At 73.7% G+C, this 19903-nt stretch carries 19 protein-coding genes; 9 read left to right on the top strand and 10 right to left on the bottom strand.

Annotated elements, in window-relative coordinates:
- Positions 1-132: 132 nt before the first annotated feature.
- The 4 genes from FHX75_RS30050 to FHX75_RS30035 all read right to left on the bottom strand — a co-directional run bounded on the left by FHX75_RS30050 (position 133) and on the right by FHX75_RS30035 (position 3087).
- Entirely contained in the window at positions 133-345 is a 213-nt protein-coding gene (locus FHX75_RS30050; protein ID WP_154943962.1) for a hypothetical protein, read from the bottom strand.
- A gap of 117 nt (positions 346-462) precedes the next feature.
- Positions 463-1509 (bottom strand): anthranilate phosphoribosyltransferase, encoded by a 1047-nt coding sequence (trpD, locus tag FHX75_RS30045; protein WP_154943961.1) that lies wholly within the window; start codon positions 1507-1509, stop codon positions 463-465.
- A gap of 89 nt (positions 1510-1598) precedes the next feature.
- Positions 1599-1994, bottom strand: coding sequence for a response regulator (locus FHX75_RS30040; protein ID WP_154943960.1), 396 nt, complete (start codon positions 1992-1994; stop codon positions 1599-1601).
- Positions 1995-2100: 106 nt separating this feature from the next.
- On the bottom strand, positions 2101-3087 hold the full coding sequence (locus tag FHX75_RS30035) for a cytochrome c oxidase assembly protein (protein ID WP_154943959.1): 987 nt from the start codon (positions 3085-3087) through the stop codon (positions 2101-2103).
- Between the two features lie 108 nt (positions 3088-3195).
- Between FHX75_RS30035 and ctaE the strand changes: the two genes are divergently transcribed.
- The 5 genes from ctaE to FHX75_RS30010 all read left to right on the top strand — a co-directional run bounded on the left by ctaE (position 3196) and on the right by FHX75_RS30010 (position 8332).
- Positions 3196-3795, top strand: a complete 600-nt coding sequence (gene ctaE, locus FHX75_RS30030) for an aa3-type cytochrome oxidase subunit III (RefSeq protein WP_154943958.1) — start codon at positions 3196-3198, stop codon at positions 3793-3795.
- 72 nt (positions 3796-3867) lie between these two features.
- Positions 3868-4701 (top strand): cytochrome bc1 complex diheme cytochrome c subunit, encoded by an 834-nt coding sequence (qcrC, locus tag FHX75_RS30025; RefSeq protein ID WP_154943957.1) that lies wholly within the window; start codon positions 3868-3870, stop codon positions 4699-4701.
- A gap of 67 nt (positions 4702-4768) precedes the next feature.
- Positions 4769-5857, top strand: a complete 1089-nt coding sequence (gene qcrA, locus FHX75_RS30020) for a cytochrome bc1 complex Rieske iron-sulfur subunit (protein WP_154943956.1) — start codon at positions 4769-4771, stop codon at positions 5855-5857.
- Positions 5854-7482 (top strand): cytochrome bc1 complex cytochrome b subunit, encoded by a 1629-nt coding sequence (qcrB, locus tag FHX75_RS30015; protein WP_154943955.1) that lies wholly within the window; start codon positions 5854-5856, stop codon positions 7480-7482. Before qcrA ends, qcrB begins: the two co-directional genes overlap by 4 nt.
- Before the next feature lie 178 nt (positions 7483-7660).
- The gene (locus FHX75_RS30010) at positions 7661-8332 is read left to right on the top strand and encodes a DUF4142 domain-containing protein (protein ID WP_154943954.1); all 672 of its coding nucleotides are present in this window, start codon (positions 7661-7663) and stop codon (positions 8330-8332) included.
- Positions 8333-8399: 67 nt separating this feature from the next.
- On the opposite strand, the gene FHX75_RS30005 is transcribed toward FHX75_RS30010, so the two are convergent.
- From FHX75_RS30005 to FHX75_RS29985, 5 genes are all read right to left on the bottom strand, one after another.
- Positions 8400-8687: an Lrp/AsnC family transcriptional regulator gene (locus FHX75_RS30005; RefSeq protein WP_088961047.1), complete on the bottom strand. Its 288-nt coding sequence runs from the start codon at positions 8685-8687 to the stop codon at positions 8400-8402.
- An 81-nt stretch (positions 8688-8768) separates the two neighbouring features.
- Positions 8769-9614, bottom strand: coding sequence for a sugar phosphate nucleotidyltransferase (locus FHX75_RS30000; RefSeq protein WP_154944004.1), 846 nt, complete (start codon positions 9612-9614; stop codon positions 8769-8771).
- Positions 9615-9664: 50 nt separating this feature from the next.
- On the bottom strand, positions 9665-10201 hold the full coding sequence (locus tag FHX75_RS29995) for an NUDIX domain-containing protein (protein ID WP_154943953.1): 537 nt from the start codon (positions 10199-10201) through the stop codon (positions 9665-9667).
- A 79-nt stretch (positions 10202-10280) separates the two neighbouring features.
- Positions 10281-12068, bottom strand: a complete 1788-nt coding sequence (locus FHX75_RS29990) for a RelA/SpoT family protein (protein WP_154944003.1) — start codon at positions 12066-12068, stop codon at positions 10281-10283.
- A 128-nt stretch (positions 12069-12196) separates the two neighbouring features.
- Positions 12197-13954, bottom strand: a complete 1758-nt coding sequence (locus tag FHX75_RS29985) for a DEDD exonuclease domain-containing protein (protein ID WP_154943952.1) — start codon at positions 13952-13954, stop codon at positions 12197-12199.
- Positions 13955-14081: 127 nt separating this feature from the next.
- On the opposite strand from FHX75_RS29985, the gene FHX75_RS29980 reads away from it, so the two are divergent.
- The 4 genes from FHX75_RS29980 (at position 14082) to FHX75_RS29965 (ending at position 18426) form a co-directional block, all read left to right on the top strand.
- Positions 14082-15485, top strand: coding sequence for an NYN domain-containing protein (locus tag FHX75_RS29980; protein ID WP_154943951.1), 1404 nt, complete (start codon positions 14082-14084; stop codon positions 15483-15485).
- Positions 15486-15606: 121 nt separating this feature from the next.
- Entirely contained in the window at positions 15607-15819 is a 213-nt protein-coding gene (locus FHX75_RS29975) for a hypothetical protein (RefSeq protein ID WP_154943950.1), read from the top strand.
- 226 nt (positions 15820-16045) lie between these two features.
- On the top strand, positions 16046-17305 hold the full coding sequence (locus tag FHX75_RS29970; protein ID WP_154943949.1) for a M48 family metallopeptidase: 1260 nt from the start codon (positions 16046-16048) through the stop codon (positions 17303-17305).
- Positions 17302-18426 (top strand): glycosyltransferase family 4 protein, encoded by a 1125-nt coding sequence (locus FHX75_RS29965; protein WP_154943948.1) that lies wholly within the window; start codon positions 17302-17304, stop codon positions 18424-18426. The genes FHX75_RS29970 and FHX75_RS29965 overlap by 4 nt, the downstream gene beginning before the upstream one ends.
- A gap of 246 nt (positions 18427-18672) precedes the next feature.
- Here FHX75_RS29965 and FHX75_RS29960 read toward each other — a convergent pair.
- Positions 18673-19903, bottom strand: a 1231-nt coding sequence (locus FHX75_RS29960; protein WP_154943947.1) for an MMPL family transporter, incomplete at its 5' end; no start/stop codon positions are given.

Below are 19903 nucleotides of genomic sequence, written 5' to 3'. Positions count from 1 at the left end.
GCGTGTTCCGGCCCCCTGAGTCGTCCACGACATCAGGTCGACAGGACCGGTAAGCCGACGGTGCGGTCGCCGGCGGGGCCCACGGCCCGGCAGCACGGCGAGCGAGAGTGCGCGATGAGGGTGGGGCTGCGGTCAGGCCGCGCGGCGGCCCGACCGGTATGTCGCCCGCGGGCGCCGGTCGGCCAGGCGCGGGGCGTGGAAGGCGAAGGTGGCGATCAGCACGGCCGCGCCGCAGCCGGTGCAGATCAGCTCGGGGCAGTCGAGGTCGTGACCGTCGACGCAGGGCGGGACCTCGAACGGCTGCACGCCCTCGCAGGTGTCGCAGTAGAGCTCGCGGTCCGACACGGGCGTCTCCTCTCGCTCCGGTGCCCGCCGACGACCATCGGAGCCATCGGCGGAAAACGGAAAATTACTCCCGTGTAGTTTGGCACGCCCCTCCGACAGTTCCGCCGCGCCACCCGCTCAGCGGGTGCGGGCCACCTCGACCCACCGCTCCAGCACGGCGGCCGCCGCGCCCGAGTCGATCGACTCGGCGGCCCGGCCCATCCCGGCCCGCAGCGCCTCGGTCAGGTCGCCGTCCAGCGGCCCCTGGGTGGCCAGCGCGGCGGCGGAGTTGACCAGCACGGCGTCCCGCACCGGGCCGGTCTCCCCGGCCAGCAGCCGGCGGGCCACCCCGGCGTTGTACGCCGCGTCCCCGCCCCGCAGGTCGGCCAGGGTGGACCGGGGCACCCCGAGGTCCGTCGCGTCCAGCACGGCCTCTCTGACGGTGCCCTGCTGGGCCACCCAGACCCGGGTGGGGGCGGCGGTGGTGAACTCGTCCAGGCCGTCCTCGCCGCGCATCACGATCGCCGAGTCGCCCCGCCCGGCGAAGACGGCCGCCATCACCGGCGCCATCCGCGCGTCGAAGCAGCCGACCGCGCCGGCCCGGGGACGGGCCGGGTTGGTCAGCGGACCGAGGAAGTTGAAGAAGGTGGGTACGCCGATCTCGCGGCGGACCGGGCCGGCGTGCCGCATCCCCGGGTGGAACCGGCCGGCGAAGCAGAACCCGATCCCGGCCTCCTCGACGCAGCGGGCGACCTGCTCGGGCGCGAGGTCCAGCGGCACGCCGAGGAACTCCAGCAGGTCGGCGGTGCCGCAGAGCGAGGAGGCGGCGCGGTTGCCGTGCTTGACCACCCGCACCCCGGCGCCGGCCACCACCAGCGCGGTCATCGTGGAGATGTTCACCGTGTGGGCGAGGTCACCGCCGGTGCCGACCACGTCCAGCGCGGTGCGTCGCAGCTCCTCGGGCAGCTCGACCGGGACGGCCCGGCCGAGCATCGCCTCCACCAGGCCGGCCAGCTCGGCGGGGGTCTCGCCCTTGGCCCGCAGCGCCACCGCAAAGCCGGCGACCTGGGACGGGGCGGCCGCTCCGGTCATGATCTCGTCCATCGCCCACGCGGTGTCCGCGGTGGAGAGCTCGTCGCCGCGCAGCAGCGCGTTGAGCAGGTGCGGCCAGGTCCGTTCGCCCATGGTGGGCCTCCCGAGCGGGCGTGGGTGCGGGTGGGACGGGGGCGGCGCCCGTCAGCCCGGGCGCCGGAGGCGCCGCCGAGCGCGCAGACTCAGGCGGCGGCGTGCGTACGCAGCAGTTCGGCGACCGTGGTGCCGGTGGTCACCGGGTCGAGCGGGTGCACCAGCGTGGCGTCGACCTGCGCGTACGCGGCGAGCCATCGGTCGGCGGAGCGGGCGATGACCACGCAGGTGGGCGGGGCGTCGTCCCGGTCGTCCTTGATCTGGCGGGCGATGCCGATGCCGCCGCCCGGGCTGGCCTCGCCGTCGAGCAGCATGAGGTCGATCTCGTAGTCGTCGACCAGTCGGATGCACTCGGCGTACGTGGCGGCCTCGACGAACTCGATCTCGAGACCGGGCGCCGGGCGGGTGCCGACGGCCAGCCGCATCCGGTCACGGACCTGCGGGTCGTCGCTGTAGAGCAGGACGGTGCACTGACGATCGCTCATCGCTGGACTGGCTCCCACCTCGTAGCTGCCCGCTGATGGTACCCGCCGGTGTGGCGTACCCGACATCCCGCCCGGCCGGCCCGCGCGGACGCCGCGTCGGCGCAGCTCAGGCCGGGGTGCCCGGGGCGGGGGTCGCGGTCGCGGCGGCGTCGGCGGCGCGGTCGCGGGCCTCCTGGCGGTCCAGCTCGCGGTCGAGCCGGCGGGCTTCCCGCTCGGACTGCCGGATCCACTGCACGACCAGCACCGCGAGCATCGTCACACTGACGAACTCGCCACCGGCCCAGAGGATGCCGCCGGCGACCACCTGGTCGTTCCAGGGGTCCGACCAGGACAGGTTGAGTGACGGGTACCAGTCGCCGCCGAGCAGCGTGGTGCTCTGCATGATGGTGAGGCCGAGCACCGTGTGGAACGGCACGGAGAGCAGCATGAGCAGCGCCCGCGCCGGGTACGGCCACCGCCCCGGCAGCGGGTCGAGGCCGAGCAGCGGCCAGAAGAACACGCAGCCGGTGGCGATGAAGTGCGCGTGCACCAGCTCGTGCGCCCAGGCGTGCTCCAGCGTGTAGTGGTAGAGGCCACTGAAGTAGAGCGCGAACGGGTTCACCACGAAGATGCTGAACGCCACCAGCGGGAAGCTGTAGACCTTCGCGAACCGGCTGTGCACGACCGCCAGCAGCCGCTTGCGGGGGCGTACCGGCAGCGTGCGCAGGGCCAGGGTGACCGGGGCGCCCAGGGCGAGGAAGATCGGCGAGATCATCGACAGCACCATGTGCTGGACCATGTGCACCGACAGCAGCGCCGTGTCGTACGCGTGCAGGCCGCTGACCGTGACCGCGGCGATGCCGCCCAGGCCCGGGCCGAGGAAGCAGATCGTCCGGAGGACCGGCCAGGCGTCCCCGCGCAGCCGCAGCCGGTAGACCCCGTAGAGGTAGAGTCCGGCGGCCAGCACCAGCCCGAGGGCGAGCCAGCTGTCCAGGCGGGTCTCGGTGAAGACCCGGGCGACGGTGAACGGCGGCGGGACGGCCTCGCCCCCGGCGGCGAGGACCGTCGACGGGCCCGCCGAGGTCGCGGCGAAGATCGAATCGACGTGCAGCACGCTTTTCAGGCTAGGCCAGGCGAACCGGACCACCACGATCGGGCCATCCCCCGCCCGGGTTTGGCCCCCCGCTGATCGCCCGCCCCGGTCAAGGGCAATAATGACCGCGTGACTGCGGCCCCAGCCATTGACAAGAGCCGGATCCACTCCCTGACCCGACCCAACATGGTCAGCGTCGGGACGATCGTGTGGCTCTCCAGCGAACTCATGTTCTTCGCGGCGCTGTTCGCGATGTACTTCTCCATCCGCGCGGCAGCGCCGGAGCAGTGGGAGAAGCACACCGAGCACCTCAACATCCCCTACGCGACCACCTTCACGGTGATCCTGGTGTTGTCCTCGGTGACCTGCCAGCTCGGTGTCTTCGCGGCGGAGAAGGGCGACGTCCACGCCCTGCGGCGTTGGTTCACGATCACCTTCGTGATGGGCCTGATCTTCGTGCTCGGCCAGGTGAACGAGTACCGCACCCTGGTGCACGAGGGCGTGAAGATCAACGAAGACGGTTACGGGTCGATGTTCTACCTCACCACCGGCTTCCACGGCCTGCACGTGACCGGCGGCCTGATCGCCTTCATCATCTTCATGATCCGCACCACCATGGGCCGGTTCACCCCGGCGCAGGCCACCTCGGCGATCGTCGTGTCGTACTACTGGCACTTCGTCGACGTGGTGTGGATCGGGCTCTACGCCATGATCTACTGGCTCCAGTGATCTTGGCGCGTCACGAACCGCGCCGCTGCTCCGTCCCCTGAGACAAGGTCCAACCGGTTAAGGACACAGGTCATGACTTCTGACAACGACCGCCGACGCGGTCTGCTCGCGCGCCTGCGCGGGCGGCCCGTAGCGCGCAGCAGGGGCCGCCGCCGGCTGGGCGCCGCGGTCCGGCTGATCGCCGCGCTGACGCTGGCCGGCGGCGCCTACACCGTCTTCGCCCCTGGCGTGCAGGCGCAGGAAAACCCGCCGCTGACCGGCGCCGCCGCCGAGGGCAAGGCGCTGTTCGACGTGAGCTGCGTGACCTGTCACGGTCGCAATGCGCAGGGTGTCGAGGGTCGTGGCCCGAGCCTGGTTGGCGTGGGCGCCGCCTCGGTCGAGTTCCAGGTGGGCACCGGCCGCATGCCGATGGCCCGACAGGAGGCCCAGGCCCAGCGCAAGCCCCCGGTCTTCACCGACGAGCAGGTGCGCCAGCTCGCCCAGTACGTCCAGGAGCTCGGTGGCGGCCCGCAGGTCCCCGAGGGCCACCTGCGTGAGGGCGCCGACCTGGCGACCGGCGGCGAGCTGTTCCGGATCAACTGCTCGCAGTGCCACGCCTTCGGTGGTGGCGGCGGCGCGCTCTCCTCGGGCAAGTTCGCCCCGAGCCTGCGCCCGGCCAGCGACCGGCAGATCTACGCCGCCATGCTGAGCGGCCCGCAGAACATGCCGGTGTTCGGCGACAACCAGATCACCCCGGAGCAGAAGGCGGACATCATCGCCTACATCCAGGAGACGCTGAAGCACGACCAGGACCAGGGTGGGTTCAACCTCGGCCGGTACGGCCCCTCCACCGAGGGCCTGGCGATCTTCCTGATCGGCATCGTCGCGCTGGTCTTCGCCAGCCTGTGGATTGCGGGCAAGTCGTGACCCGGTCGAACGTCAGTACCATTGCCGTGGTGCCGTGCGTCGGCACCGCCCGTAGCGAGGTGACGGCATGAGCACCCACACCGAGCACCAGGCCCCGCAGGGTCGGGAGCCGCTCGACGTCCTGGACCCCCGGCTGTCCCGGTTCGACATCGTCCAGGAGGGCGCGCGTCGGGACGACATCGAGATCGTCCACTACGAGGAGCAGGTGGCGCCCGGCAGCAAGGCCGAGCGCCGGCTGACCCGTACGGTCGCCAGCTTCTTCCTGCTCACCGGCCTCGCTGCCACCGCCTTCCTGGTCATCTACATCTGGTGGCCGTGGAAGTGGGAGGCCGGCCGCGGCGGTGACAAGTGGTACACCCCGCTGCTCGGCCTCACCCTGGGCGTCGCGCTCCTGGCCGTCGGCTTCGGCATCCTCACCTGGGGCAAGAAGCTGCTGCCCAAGGAGGTCTCGATCCAGGACCGGCACGACCAGCCGGGGGCGCCGGAGGATCGCAAGATCACCGGGGAGACCATGCTCTACATGGCCGACGAGATGGGCGTGCGGCGTCGTCCGCTGCTCGGCGTCTCGCTGGCGGCGGGCCTGCTGCCGGTGGGCGCGGTCGTCGCGGCCCCGCTGATCGGTGGCCTGATCTCGCAGCCGCACAAGAACAACCAGATGTTCACCACCGGCTTCGCGCCGGCCGAGGGCGGCCGCAAGATCCGGCTGGTCCGTGAGGACGGCCGGCCGATCCGCCCCGCCGACATCAGCGCCGGTGGCCAGCTGACCGTCTTCCCGGGCATCGAGCACGGCGTGAGCAACAAGCACGCCGACTCGCCGACCCTGCTGATCCACCTGCGCGAGACGGACGCCCAGGAGTCCCGCGAGGCCAACGCGCGGGTGGGCCGCCCGGACTTCATGTGGGGCAACTACGCGGCGTACTCCAAGATCTGCACGCACGCCGGCTGCCCGGCGAGCCTGTACGAGCAGCAGACCAACCGGCTGCTCTGCCCGTGCCACCAGTCGCAGTTCCTGATCACCGACAACGCCCGGCCCATCTTCGGTCCGGCCAGCCGCCGGCTGCCGCAGCTGCCGATCGAGGTGGACGAGGAGGGCTTCTTCGTGGCGAAGTCCGACTACACCGAAACCATCGGCCCCGACTTCTGGGAGCGGCCATGAAGCGCCGAAAGTTCGACGTAGCAGCGGTGCCGGCCAAGACGGCCGGGGCGGTGGACGACCGGTTCCAGGTGGCCACCCCGCTGCGCAAGCTGCTCAACAAGGTCTTCCCGGACCACTGGTCCTTCCTGCTCGGCGAGATCGCGCTCTTCTCGTTCGTCGTGCTGCTGCTGACCGGTGTCTTCCTGACCTTCTTCTTCGAGCCGGCGATGACCGAGGTGGTCTACGACGGCAGCTACGCCCCGCTGCGGGGCACGCCGATGTCGGCCGCGTACGCCTCCAGCCTGGACCTGTCGTTCGACGTCCGGGGTGGTCTGATCATGCGGCAGATGCACCACTGGGCGGCGCTGCTGTTCATGGCCTCGATCGTCGTGCACATGCTGCGGGTCTTCTTCACCGGCGCGTTCCGCAAGCCGCGTGAGACGAACTGGATCATCGGCTCGCTGCTGTTCTGGGTCGGCTTCCTGGCCGGCTTCACCGGCTACTCGCTGCCGGACGACGGCCTGTCCGGCACCGGTCTGCGGATCGCCTCCGGCATCATGCTGTCGATCCCGGTGATCGGCTCCTGGGTCACCTCGTCGGTCTTCGGCGGGGAGTTCCCGGGCGAGATCATCATCAGCCGCTTCTTCATCGCCCACGTCCTGCTGATCCCGGGTCTGCTGGTGGCGCTGATCACCGTCCACCTGGGCCTGGTGTTCAAGCAGAAGCACACCCAGTGGCCCGGCCCCGGCCGGACCAACGAGAACGTGGTCGGCGAGCGGATGTTCCCGCGCTACGCGCTCAAGCAGGGCGGCTTCTTCATGGTCGTCTTCGGCGTGATCGCGCTGATGGGTGGCCTCTTCCAGATCAACCCGATCTGGTACTTCGGCCCGTACGAGGCGTGGGTGGTCTCGGCCGCCAGCCAGCCCGACTGGTACGTCATGTTCCTCGACGGCTCGACCCGACTCATGCCGGCCTGGGAGATCAACATCCCGATCGGCGACGGGTACGTCATCCCGCCGCTGTTCTGGCCGACGGTCGTGCTGCCGGGCATCCTGGTCGCGATCTCCCTGTTCTACCCGTTCATGGAGGCGCGGCACCTCAAGGACCGCAAGCACCACAACCTGCTCCAGCGGCCCCGCGACGTGCCGGCCCGGACCGCGGCGGGCGCCATGGCGGTGTCGTTCTTCGTGGTGCTGACCCTGTCCGGCGGCAACGACGTGATCGCCGACAAGTTCCAGATCAGCCTCAACGCGATGACCTGGGCGGGCCGGATCGGCCTGCTGGTGGTCCCGCCGCTGGCGTACTACGTGGCGTACCGGATGTGCCTCGGTCTCCAGCAGCACGACCGGGAGGTGCTGGCCCACGGTGTGGAGACCGGCATCATCCGGCGCCTGCCGGACGGCCGGTTCGTCGAGGTCCACCAGCCGCTCAGCGCGGCCGACGGCCACGACGGGCACGCCGAGCTGGACTACGTCGGCTGGGTGGTGCCGAAGAAGATGAACCGGCTCGGGGCTCTCGGCCCGGCCATCCGGGGCTTCTTCTACCCGATCGAGAAGCCGGCCGAGGCGCCGGTCTCGCCGGGGCACCCGCCGGTCGAGCCCCGCCCCGAGCGGGAGGAGATCGGCAGCGGCGAGAGCCGTCGCTGACGACGTACCCGACCGTGGCGCCCGCCGGAGTTCTCCGGCGGGCGCCACGTCCATTTCCGCGACGTTCGTCCGGGTCCGCCCTGCCCACCCCGCGACCCGCCCACCGACGGGTGGAAACGCAGGAATAACCCCCGCCAGCCGGGTATCCGTGCGATCCAACGTCAACGGGGAGGGAAACATGTTGGGAATCAAACGCCTCGGCCTGCTGGCCGCGCTGGTGCTGGTCGGTCTGGCGCCTGCCGCGGCCGTACAGGCCGCGGCACAGCCGTCGACGCAGGACAGCCAGTACCTGCAGGCGGTGCACCAGTCCAACCTGTTCGAGATCAGAGCTGGTGAGCTGGCCCGGGAGAAGGGCCAGAACCAGGAGGTCAAGCGGCTCGGCGAGATGTTCAAGACCGACCACACCCAGCTGGACCAGTCGGTCCAGCAGACCGCCTCCCAGTTGGGTGTGCAACTGCCGAATGAGCCGACCGCCGACCAGCGGCAGATCCTCGACCGGCTGGAGAACGCCAGGGGCGAGGAGTTCGACCGCCAGTGGGTGACCGCGCAGCTCGCCGCGCACATCCAGGCGATCCAGGCCACCCAGACCGAGATCTCACAGGGTCAGGAGCAGTCGGTTATCCAGCTGGCGCAGACCGCGCTGCCGGTGCTCCAGGCGCACTACGACGAGCTGGTGAACCTCGCGCGGCAGCTGGGCATCCCGGTGCCGGAGGCCACCGCCACCGCCACGCCCAGCCCGACCGGCACCACGACGCCGGCGCCGGGCGGCACCACCGAGAGCCCGACCCCGGGCGGCACGCCCGAGTCGCCGGGTGCCACCACCGGGACGCCGGCTCCGGGCACCAGCTGACGTCACCGCACGGCCGACGGTGGCCGGCCCGCCCTCCGGGGTGGGCCGGCCACCGCGCGTTCACCGGTCAGTCGGCGCCGGCCAGCCCGATCGCGAACGCCTCCTCCAGGTCGTGCTGGGAGTACGCCCGGAACGCGATGTGCGACTCGGTGTTGAGCACGCCGGGCACCTTGGAGATGCTGCCGGCGATGACCTGGGCGATCTGCTCGAACTCCCGGACCCGGACCATGGCGATCAGGTCGACGTGCCCGGCCACCGAGTAGACCTCGCTGACGCCGGGCAGGTTGGCCAGGGTCTCGGCCACCTCGGGAATCGAGTCGGTGGCGCAGTCGATCAGGACGATCGCGGTGATCACTGGACGCTTCTCCGTTCGTCGACGTCGTGGCTCATGCTAGATGTTCACCAGCCGGCGCAGGACCGGTCCGGCGCGGGCCGCTCAGCCCGCCGGCACGGTCAGCGCGTCGCCGGCCCGGATCACGTCGCACAGCCGTTCGCCCTCGTCGACGGTGGCGTCGGGCCAGACCACCACCCGCTCGACGTCGCCGCGGACCACCGCTCCCGCCCCGACCACCGCGCGGCGCACCCGGCCGGTCACGGTGGCGCCGGGATCGAGCAGTTCGCCGTCGCCGGCGGCGTGCAGGTTGGCCGCCAGGTAGTCGGCCGGGGTGCCGGTGTCGTAGAACGTGCCGGGGTACGCCACCACCTCCAGCGCCCCGGCCGCCTCCGCCGGCCGCCACACCGCCCGGACCAGGTCGCCGAAGGTCGCCGGCAGCTCCCGGACCAGCCGCCACGGCAGCAGGGAGAACCCGGTGAACTCGTGCCCGTCGAACGTGCCGGGGGCCGCCGGGTCCGCGGCGGGCTGGCCGAGCAGGCGTACGCTCCGCCCGTCCCAGCCGTCGAGCAGCGCGGCGACGTCCGGCCCGGGGGCGGCCGCCGGATCGGCGAGGTACGCGTCGGCGTTGCCGACCAGCACGCCGCGCCCGGCGATCCAGTCCCGCAGCTTGCCCACGCCCCCGGCGGTGCCCAGCGGGCCGTCCGGCTCGACGGAGAGGTGGGCCCGCGCGCCGACGTGGGCGACCACCTGGTCGGCGAGGTAGCTGGCGTTGACCGCGACCGTCCCCGGGCCGGTCAGGCCCAGCCCGGCGAGTCGGGCCAGCGCCCGGTCCAGCAGCGGCACGTTGCCGACCGGGCAGAGCGCCTTGGGCACCCGCTCGGTGAGCGGCCGCAGCCGGGTCCCCTCGCCGGCGGCGAGCACCAGCGCGCAGATCCCCGCCGGCGGCACCGGCGCCGGGTCACCGGCCGGCCGGGGCGACGGCCGGTCGGGGATCGCGGTCACGCCGCTCGACCGGTGGGCGGGATCTGCCCGGCCAGCGGCCCGATGCCGTAGTGCCCGAGCAGGAAGGCGGTGGCCCGGCTGAGCCGGGGCAGGTCGTCCAGCGGGTGCCAGGCGGCCTCGTAGACCTCCGCGCCGTCCACCTTCAGCTCGGTGGTCGACGCCGGCACCTCCGCCTCGAAGACCATGTCGACCCAGCCCTTGGCGTGTACCAGGGCGTTGGGGACGGCCGGGCGGAGCCGGTCGGGGGAGAGCCGGATGCCCGACTCCTCGTACAGCTCGCGGGCGGCGCCGACGACCGGGGCCTCGGCGCGCTGGAGCAGGCCGGCGGGGAGGGTCCAGCTGTACCCGGGCGGTTGGCGCAGCAGCAGGAGCCGGCCGGTCCCCTCGGCCTCGCTGTCCCGGACCAGGGTGACCGCGCCGACGACGTACTTCGGCACGGCGAGCCGGACCAGGCGGCGGCGCATCCCCACCGGAAGGCGGTAGAAGACCTTGTAGGCGACGGCCCGGCCGGTGGCGCGCGAGCGGGGGATCATGACTCCAGGCTAGGCCCTCGGGCCCCCACCCGCGCCCCGGCCCCACCACCCGCGTCGGGACGGCTGGGCCGGGCGGGGATCACTGGCGATGGTCGACCAGGTCGATGAGCTGCCGCACGACGGTGTCCGGCTCGACCGCCCGGTCGAAGACCGCCACCAGCAGGGTCTCCAGGTCGGGGTAGCCGAGCTCCTCGGAGAGCCGCAGCAGCGGCAGGTCACTGGCCAGCCCCCGGTCGTGCTTGCGCAGCGCCAGCCCGATCGTCGCCCGGCCGAGGCGTACCTTGTCGGCGATCGAGATGCCCGGCTCGGTGTGCTCGGCGAACCAGCGGCTGATCTGCATCTGCGCGTGCGGCGACTTGACGAAGCCCAGCCACTCGCGCCGGGGCCCGCGCGGCGCCGAGTCGGCCTCGAAGCCGCTCTCCGCGTCGTTCTCCGTGAAGATCTCCACCACGTCGCCCTCGTCCAGTTCGGACGAGAGCGGCGCCAGCCGGCCGTTGATCCGGGCGGCCAGGCAGTGGTCGCCCCACTCGGTGCCCAGCTCGTACGCCAGGTCCACCGGGGTGGCCCCGGCCGGGAGCACGACCTGCCGGCCGTCGGCGACCACCTGGATCTGGGTCTCGGCCAGGTCGCAGCGCAGCGACTGGAGGAACTGGGCCGGGTCGGGAGCCTCCTGCTCCCAGTCGAGCACCCGCCGCAGCCAGCCGAGTTGCTCGGCCTGGGCCGCCTCGCCGGAGGAGCGGGGGAAGCGGAAGTCGGCGGCGACGCCGTACTCGGCGGAGCGGTGCATCTCGCGGGTGCGGATCAGCACCTCGACGGTGCGGTCCTGCGGGCCGCAGACGCTGGTGTGCAGCGACCGGTAGAGGTTGTTCTTCGGGGAGGCGATGAAGTCCTTGAAGCGGCCGGGCACGGGCCGCCAGCGCCCGTGCACCGCGCCGAGCGCGGCGTAGCAGTCGGTGGCCGGGCCGTCCACCACGATCACGATCCGGGGCAGGTCGAACGGGGCCGTGTGGCCACCGGCGACGGTGTCCTTCCAGATCGAGTAGAGGTGCCGGGGTCGGGGGCTCACCTCGGCGTCGACCCGGCTGCGGCGCAGCGCCGTCCTGGTCTGGGCGACCACGTCGTCCAGGTAGGCGTCCCACCCGGGCCGGTCGTGCACGTGCCGGGCGATCCGGGCGTGCTCCTCGGGATGCAGGTGCAGCAGCACCACGTCGTCCAGCTCGCGTTTGAGGGTCTGGATGCCCAGCCGGTCACAGAGCGGGACGAGCACCTCCTGGGTCTTGCGGGCGATCCGCTCGCGGGACGCCGCCGAGCGCACGCCGAGGGTACGCATGTTGTGCAGCCGGTCGGCCAGCTTGATGATCAGCACCCGGACGTCCTTGCCCGCCGCGATGATCATTTTGCGGATCGTCTCCGCCTCGGCGGCCTTGCCGTAGAACTCCTTGTCGAACTTGGTCACCCCGTCGACCAGGTGGGCCACCGCGCGGCCGAAATCCTCGCAGAGCGCCTGGAGCGTGTAGCGCGTGTCCTCCACCGTGTCGTGCAGCAGCGCCGCGACCAGGGTGGTGGTGTCCATGCCGAGGTCGGCGCAGATCTGGGCGACCGCCAGCGGGTGGGTGATGTACGGCTCGCCGCTCTTGCGGAACTGGCCGCGGTGCATGTTCTCCGCGATCGTGTAGGCCCGGCGCAGCACCGACGTCTCGGCGCTGGCGTGGATGCCCCGGTGGGTGCGGACCAGGTGGTTGACCGGGTCGGTGTCGTTGGTCGGCCAGGTGAGCAGGGACCGCAGCCGGCGGGCCAGCGGCAGCTCCCCGGGCTGGGTCGGGAGCGCGCCCCCCAGGGCGGCGCCGTGTCCGGCGTCGACGTCCACGAGGGACACCTCCTCACCCCGGCTCCGCGATCACCATCTCTGGTAACCGGAAGCAGGCCCACGAAACGGGCAGGACTGCACTCCCTTAACAGCCTAAGTCAGTCACCGTCGTCCGATCGGTCACTTGCTCATGAGCGTTCGGTCGAGAGTTGGTGGGATCCGCCGTTCTCGGCCTTGGCCAGCAGGTCGCGGAAGCGGCCCGCGCCGGACACCGGCGAGGACCATTCGGAGGACATCTCCACCAGCCGGGTCTCCGGTCGCTCCAACCAGGACAGGATGCGTTCGGTCTCCTCGGCGGAGGCGCGGGGCACCGGCCCGTGACCGGGCTCCACCGTCTCGGCGGTGGCCCGGATCGCGGTGATGGTCGGTCGAGGATGGACCCCGGGCGGGGAGACCCCCGCCCCGGCGAGCCGGCCGTGCCGGACCAGCGCCAGCTCCCAGCCGCCGCCGGAGGCACGCCGGGCCGCGGTCAGCTCGGCGATCCGGGTCAGCCCGGCCAGCCGCTGCATGCGTACGCTCGCCCGCAGCACCGCCGCCAGCCGGGAGCGCACCACCGCCGCCTCCTCGTAGCGCTGGCCCGCCGACAGCGTCTCGATCCGGGCGAGCAGGGCGTCGACCACCACCTGCGGGTCGCTGGCCGTCGCCGTGCGGAACGGGGCGGCGGCGCGGTGGTCGTACTCCTCGGGGGTGATCCGGTGCTCGCAGGGCGCCGGGCAGCGACCCAGCTCGGCCAGCGCGCAGGCCGGCGTGACCGTGCGCAGCGAGAGCCGGTGGGTGCACTGGCGCAGCGGGACGGCGTCGTGGAAACCGGCGGCGGCCAGCTCGGCGGCCTGCTTGGAGCGGAACGGCCCCAGGTAGGCGGTGTCGCCGGGGGCGAGGCTGCGCACCACCGACAGCCGCGGATAGGGGCCGTCGGTCAGCTTGAGCCAGACCATCCGCTCCGGAAACTTGGAGCGCCGGTTGTACGGCGGGGCGTGCGCCGCGATCAGCCGCAGCTCCCGGACCTCGGCCTCCAGCGGGTGGGCGCACTCGACCGCCTCCACCCGCTCGGCGGCGGCCAGCATCTCCGAGATCCGGGCCCGCTTCTCCGCCGCGGTGAAGTAGCTGCGCACCCGGGTGGCGATGTCGCCGGAGGTGCCGACGTAGAGCGGCCGGTCGTCGGCGGCCCGGAAGATGTAGACCCCGGGCACCTTGGGCAGGCCCTCGGCGAGGTGCCGCTTGCGGCGCTGGGTGGGGGTGACCGCGCGGGCGAACTCGATGGCCTCGCCGACCGTGTCCACCCGGTGCCCGCCCAGCCGCCCGATCAGCCCGTGCAGCACGTCGACGGTGGCCTTGGCGTCGTCCAGCGCCCGGTGGGTGGGCTGGGTGGCGGTGCGGAAGTAGGCGGCGAGGGTGCCGAGCTTGCGGTTGGGCACCTCGTCGCGGGTGAGCACCCGGCGGGCCAGGGCGGCGGTGTCGAGCACCCGCGGGTTGGGCCAGCGGTAGCCGTGCTTCGCGCAGGCCGCCTTGAGGAAGCCCACGTCGTAGGGGGCGTTGTGGGCGACCAGCACGGCGTCGGCGATGAACTCCAGGAAGCTCGGCAGCACCTGCTCGATCGGCGGGGCCGGAATCAGCATGGCCTGGGTGATGCCGGTCAGCACGGTGATGAACGGCGGGATCGGCACCCCGGGGTTGACCAGGGTGGCCAGCACGCTCAGCTCCTCGCCGCCGCGCACCTTGACCGCGCCGATCTCGGTGATGCCGCCGCCGTCCGGGGCGCCGCCCGTCGTCTCCAGGTCGACCACCACGAAGGTCGTCGCGTAGAGCGGCAGCGCCGGGTCCACCCCGCCGCCCGCTGTCGGATCCAGACCGGCCAGCGTCTGCTGGACGTACTCCCCAGGTGCCACGCGCGGCAGGCTAGCGGCCCGGTCCGACACTCCCGTCGCAGGCGTCCCAGCCGTCACCGCCGGTCTAGGATGAGAGATCGGCTCACTCACCCGGCGGTGGGCCCGGTCGCGGTGGGAGACTTGCCCCATGCCCCTCACCGAGCCGTACGACGACCACCTCCCGGAGGAGGGGTCGTCCACCGCCGCGCCCGAGGGCGGAGCGGAACCGGGTGCGGGGGCGCCCGAGCCGGAGCCCACCCTCCCCGAGCCGGTCCGCCAGCGCATCGTCACGCTCACCGCGGCGGTGCTGCCCGGGCTGGCCGCCGACGAGTTGCCGGTGCCGCTGCGCCGGGTGGCCAAGTTCGCCCCGAACCGCCGCGCCCGGCTGGGCGCGCCGGTGATCGCCGCCCAACTCACCGCCGACCCGCTGTTCCGCCAGCGGGTCACCGCGCGGGTGCTCGCCGATGCCGGCGACCTGGGCGCCGCCGTGGTCGAGGGCACCGCGCCGGCCGCCGCCGACCCGGTCGAGGTGGCCGCGCTGGCGTACCTGGCCCGGCCCCGGGGCTGGCGGGAGCTGATCGAGGCCAGCGGCGCCGCCGTGCGGGCCGAGGCGGACAGCGCCGTCATCGCCGAGCTGGTCCGGGAGGCCGAGCAGCGGGCCACCCGCGCCGAGCACGACCGGGCGGTGGCCCGGGTCGAGGCGGAGAAGCTCCGCGACGAGCTGGCCCGGGTCCGCGAGGAGCTGGGGCAGCTGCGGGAGGAGAACCGCCAGGTCCAGCGGGCGCTGCGGGAGACGCAGGCGCGCGAGCGCCGGGCCAACGAGCTGCTCGCCACCGAGCGGGGCCGGGCGGCCCGGGCGGCCGCCGACAGCGACGCCGAGCTGCGCCGGGCGCGGGCCCGGCTGGCCGAGGCCGAGGCGGCGGCCGGGGTCGCCCGGGCCAGCGCCAAGGAGGCCCGCTCGGTCGACGACGCCCGGCTCTGGCTGCTGCTGGAGACCATCGGCCAGGCCGCCGTCGGGCTGCGCCGGGAGCTGGCGCTGGACCCAGTGGAAAAGCTGCCGGCCGACTTCGTGGCCGACGCGTTCGCCGACTCGTCGGCCGTCACGCCCGCCGGCACCGCCGCCCGCGCCCGGGACACCGACGACCCGGCCCGGCTGGACCAGCTGCTCGCCCTGCCCCGGGCGCACCTGGTGGTGGACGGCTACAACGTCACCAAGCGCGGCTTCGGCGAGATGTCCCTCGAACAGCAGCGCAAACGGCTGATCACCGGGCTGGGCGGGATCGCCGCGCAGACCGGCGACGAGGTCACCGTGGTCTTCGACGGCGCGGAGCGGATGCACGGGCTGCCGCCCACCCCGCGCGGCGTCCGGGTGCTCTTCTCCCGCAAGGGGGAGACCGCCGACGAGCTGATCCGCCGCCTGGTCCGGGCCGAGCCGGCGGGCCGGCCGGTGGTGGTCGTCTCGTCGGACCGCGAGGTCGCCGACGGCGTGCGCCGGCACGGCGCGTACCCGCTCGGCGCGGACTCGCTGCTGCGCCGGCTGGCCCGTTCCTGACTCTTGATCACTGTTGTCCGGTTCTGTCGTACCCGATGACTAGTGTCCGACCTGACCGACGGTGCGCGGGTGGTGACCAGGGTGTCGCACCCGCCGCGCCGCACTCCGTCAGGGAGGCACGATGCTCATCGACTGCGACAGGTGCGGGATCCGGGGCGCCGGCTGTAACGGCTGCCTGGTGACCGCCCTGCTCGACGCCGACTCGCCGGCCGCCGACCTCGGGCCGGCCGAGCTCCGGGCGGTCGAGGTCTTCGCCCGGGCCGGCTTCGACGTGGCGGTGCTGGCCCACGAGGCCGCGCCGACCCGTGCCGCCCGCCGGCGCCGGGTGGCCTGACCGGCACGCCACGCCGCCACGCCTCCGTCGACCGGCCGCACCGGCCGCTCGGCGGCGGGCCGCACCGATCGCCCGACAGTGGTCCGCGCCGGTCGGCCCGCGCGGGCGCGGGCACCGCGCCGGGTCCGGTGGCGGCGGGCAATAGGATGGGCGCTCACGGCGGGAGGAGCGGCGGCATGACGCGGTTACGGCGTGGTGGCGGCGGGCCGGCGGACGAGGTGCCGGCGTGACCCCCCGCGGATGGGCGGTGCTGACCCTCGGCGGGCTGGTGCTGGCGCTGCTGGTCGCCAGCATCGTGCTGGTGCCGTGGAGCCGGCCGCCGGCACCCCGGGCCGACCAGGTCGCCGCGCTGGGCGAACTCCCCGTCAACCAGGTGGCCCACGCGCGCGAGTTCCGCTCCGCGCTGCGCCCCGGCGCGTACGGCGCGCTGGTGGTCGGGCTGCTGGTGGCGCTGCTGCTCGGGCTCACCCCGCTCGGCGCCCGCCTGGTCGAGCTGGCCGGGCGCCCCTTCGGCGGCCACTGGACCGCCCGCGCGGTGCTCGGCGGGCTCGCCGTGGTGCTCCTCGCCGACCTGCTCACCCTGCCCTTCGCCGCCTGGCGGCAGTCCGTTCTCACCCGGTACGGGCTGAGCACCCACGGCTGGAGCGGCTGGGCCGTCGACCTGCTCAAGTCGTACGCGGTCAGCGCCGTCATCGGTGCGATCGCGCTGCTCGGCTTCTACACCGTGACCCGGCTCGCCCCCCGCTGGTGGTGGGCGTTCGGCGCCGCCGGGGCGGCCGGGCTGGTCGTGCTGCTGTCGTTCGTGCTGCCGGTGCTGGTGGAGCCGGTGTTCAACCGGTTCACCCCGATGGAGCAGGGTCCGCTGCGCACCGAGCTGATGGCGATGGCGGCCCGCGACGGGGTGCCGGTGCGCGACGTGCTGGTCGCCGACGCCTCCCGGCGGACGAAGGCGGTCAACGCGTACGTCTCCGGGCTGGGGCCGACCCGGCGGGTGGTGGTCTACGACACCCTGTTGCGCGAGGCCACCCCGGCCGAGGTGACCAGCGTGGTCGCGCACGAGCTGGGGCACGCGAAGGACCGGGACGTCTGGACCGGCACGCTCACCGGCGCGCTCGGCGCCGCCCTCGCGGTCGTCGCGCTCTACCTGCTGGGCTCCTGGGGTCCGCTGCTGCGGCTGGCCGGGGTCGACTCGGTCGCCGAGCCGCGCGCGTTCCCGCTGCTGATCGCCCTGGTGACGGTGGCCGGGCTGGTCGCCGCGCCGGCGCAGGCGCTGATCTCCCGCCGGGTCGAGGCGCGCGCCGACGCGCACGCCCTCGCGCTGACCGGCGACCCGGCCACCTTCGAGGCGATGCAGCGCCGGCTGGCCGGGGTCAACCTGGCCGATCCCGACCCGCCGCGCTGGGAGTACCTCTGGTCGGCGTCGCACCCGTCCACCGTGGAGCGGATGGCCGCCGCCCGCGCCTACGCCAGGGAGGCCGGCAGATGAGCCGGACGCTGCTGATCACCAACGACTTCCCACCCCGCCCCGGCGGCATCCAGTCCTTCGTGCACAACCTCGCCGTCCGGCAGCCCTCCGGCTCCGTGGTGGTCTACGCCTCCAGCTGGCGGGGCGCGGCGAAGTTCGACGCCGACCAGCCCTTCGAGGTGGTCCGGGAGCGGACCCGGGTGCTGCTGCCAACCCCGCTGGTGGCCCGCCGGGCCGCCCGGCTGGCCCGCGAGCACGACTGCGACACCGTCTGGTTCGGCGCCGCCGCCCCGCTGGGCCTGCTCGCGGCCGGGCTGCGCCGCCGGGCGGGGATCCGCCGGGTGGTCGCGCAGACCCACGGCCACGAGGTCGGCTGGGCGGCGCTGCCCGCCGCCCGGGCCGCGCTGCGCCGGATCGGTCGCGGCACCGACGTGGTCACCTACCTCGGCGACTACACCCGGGTACGGCTCGAACGGGCGCTGCACGGGGTGACCGACCTGCACCGGCTGGCGCCCGGCGTCGACGTGGACACCTACCACCCGGCCGTCGACGGCGAGCCGGTCCGCGTCCGGCTGGGCCTGGCCGACCGGCCGGTGGTGGTGTGCGTGTCCCGGCTGGTGCCCCGCAAGGGGCAGGACATGCTGATCCGGGCCATGCCGGAGATCCGCCGTCGGGTGCCGGACGCGGCGCTGCTGGTGGTCGGCGGCGGGCCGTACCGGGCGGCGCTGGAGAAGCTGGCCCGGCACACCGGCGTGGAGCGCGACGTGGTCTTCACCGGCTCGGTGCCGGCCGCCGAGCTGCCCGCGCACTACGCCGCCGGTGACGTCTACGCGATGCCCTGCCGCACCCGCAACCGCGGCCTGGACGTCGAAGGGCTCGGCATCGTCTATCTGGAGGCCTCCGCGACCGGCCTGCCGGTGGTCGCCGGCGACTCCGGCGGCGCGCCGGACGCGGTCCGCGAGGGGGAGACCGGGTACGTGGTGCGTGGCCGGGACGTGGCCCAGCTCGCCGACCGGGTGGCCACCCTGCTCGCCGACCGGGACCTGGCCCGGCAGCTCGGAGCGGCCGGCCGGGCCTGGGTGGAGCGAGAGTGGCGCTGGGAAACCCAGGCGCAGCGGATGGCCGCTCTGCTCGCCGGCTGACGACCGGGCGCGTGCTGGCGCGATCCGCGTGGCGAGACTGCGGTCGCGCCCCGGTCGCACCGGTGCGAGGTATGGCACACCGCGAGCGTGATACCTCAGAGGCATCAATATGACTCTGAGGTATCACGCTCGTTCGGTGACGGCCGGGTCGGAAAGACACGCCGCGGTGCAGCAGTGCGCACGCGGGACCGGGCGGGCCAGGCGGTGAAGCCCGGCCCGCCCGGTCCGGCGGGGGTGCGGTCGCGGTCAGGCTCCGGCGGGGACCCGCTCGGCCGGGGCGGCCGGGGCGGGTGGGGCGGTCCGCCGGGACAGCTTCCCCGGCCACCAGGTGCGGGCGCCCAGGTCGAGCGCCAGCGCCGGGATGAGCAGGCTGCGGACCAGCAGCGTGTCGAGCAGGATGCCGACGGCCACGATCACCCCGGTCTGCATCGACGGGACCAGCGGCAGCACGCCCAGCGCGCCGAACGTGGCCGCGAGCACGATCCCCGCGCTGGTGATGACGCCGCCGGTGACGGTCAGCGCCCGCAGGACGCCCGGCCGGTGGCCCAGCTGCGCCGCCTCCTCCCGGGCCCGCGTCATCAGGAAGATCGTGTAGTCGACGCCGAGGGCGACGAGGAACAGGAACGCCTGCAGCGGGATTCCCACGAAGAGCTTGGTGTAGCCCAGCGCGTCCAGGACGAAACCGGCGGCCCCCATCGCGGCGGCGTACGACAGCACCACGCTCACCATCAGCAGCAGCGGCGCGACCAGCGCCCGCAGCAGGAGCACCAGGATGACGAGGACGACGGCGAGGATCAGCGGGATGACCACCCGGTTGTCGCGGCCGACGATGCGCTCCTCGTCCACCAGCACCGCGGTCCTGCCGCCGACCAGCGCCTGGGCGCCGGGCACCTCGTGCACCGCCGTGCGGAGCCGCTGCACGGTCGCCATGGCGGCGTCGCTGTCCGGCGTGTCGGCCAGCACCGCCGGGACCCGTACCCAGGCGCCGTCCGGCGAGCGCTCCGGCTCGTCGACCCGGGCGACGCCGGGCACCGCCCGGGCGGCGGCGATCACCTGGTCGGCCGCGCCGGCGGTGGCCAGGATCTCCGCCGGGGACGCGGAACCGCTCGGGTAGTGCGCGGCGATCAGCCGCTGGCCGGTCACCGAGCCGACCTCGGAGGTGAAGGACTCCTCGTTGGGCAGGCCGATGCTGAGGTTGCCGATGCCGAAGGTCAGCGCCACGAGCGCCGCCGCGGTGCCGATCCAGACCGCGCGGGGACGTCCGCCGACCAGCCCCGCGATCCGCCGCCAGATCCCGTGGTCGGCGGTGACGTCGGCGCTGACGGCGGTCGGCGTGTAGCGCGGCACGAACGGCCAGAAGAGCCACCGGCCGCACAGGACGAGCACCGCCGGCAGCAGGGTGGTCATCGCGAGCAGGGCGGCGCCGATGCCGACCGCGCCGACCGGGCCGAGGCCACGGGTGGACGGCAGGTCGGCG

Source organism: Micromonospora palomenae, assembly GCF_007829925.1.
Taxonomy (GTDB): domain Bacteria; phylum Actinomycetota; class Actinomycetes; order Mycobacteriales; family Micromonosporaceae; genus Micromonospora; species Micromonospora purpureochromogenes.
The sequence above is the reverse complement of the archived record's forward strand: the minus strand, read 5'-3'. Positions and strand labels throughout refer to the sequence as shown.

What these genes read in the sequence shown, in the direction of transcription:
- trpD (WP_154943961.1), bottom strand. Translation starts at nt 1,509, where the DNA reads ATGGGCGAACGGACCTGGCCGCACCTGCTCAACGCGCTGCTGCGCGGC.
- FHX75_RS30040 (WP_154943960.1), bottom strand. Translation starts at nt 1,994, where the DNA reads ATGAGCGATCGTCAGTGCACCGTCCTGCTCTACAGCGACGACCCGCAG.
- qcrC (WP_154943957.1), top strand. Translation starts at nt 3,868, where the DNA reads ATGACTTCTGACAACGACCGCCGACGCGGTCTGCTCGCGCGCCTGCGC.
- qcrA (WP_154943956.1), top strand. Translation starts at nt 4,769, where the DNA reads ATGAGCACCCACACCGAGCACCAGGCCCCGCAGGGTCGGGAGCCGCTC.
- qcrB (WP_154943955.1), top strand. Translation starts at nt 5,854, where the DNA reads ATGAAGCGCCGAAAGTTCGACGTAGCAGCGGTGCCGGCCAAGACGGCC.
- FHX75_RS30010 (WP_154943954.1), top strand. Translation starts at nt 7,661, where the DNA reads ATGTTGGGAATCAAACGCCTCGGCCTGCTGGCCGCGCTGGTGCTGGTC.
- FHX75_RS29995 (WP_154943953.1), bottom strand. Translation starts at nt 10,201, where the DNA reads ATGATCCCCCGCTCGCGCGCCACCGGCCGGGCCGTCGCCTACAAGGTC.
- FHX75_RS29980 (WP_154943951.1), top strand. Translation starts at nt 14,082, where the DNA reads ATGCCCCTCACCGAGCCGTACGACGACCACCTCCCGGAGGAGGGGTCG.
- FHX75_RS29975 (WP_154943950.1), top strand. Translation starts at nt 15,607, where the DNA reads ATGCTCATCGACTGCGACAGGTGCGGGATCCGGGGCGCCGGCTGTAAC.
- FHX75_RS29965 (WP_154943948.1), top strand. Translation starts at nt 17,302, where the DNA reads ATGAGCCGGACGCTGCTGATCACCAACGACTTCCCACCCCGCCCCGGC.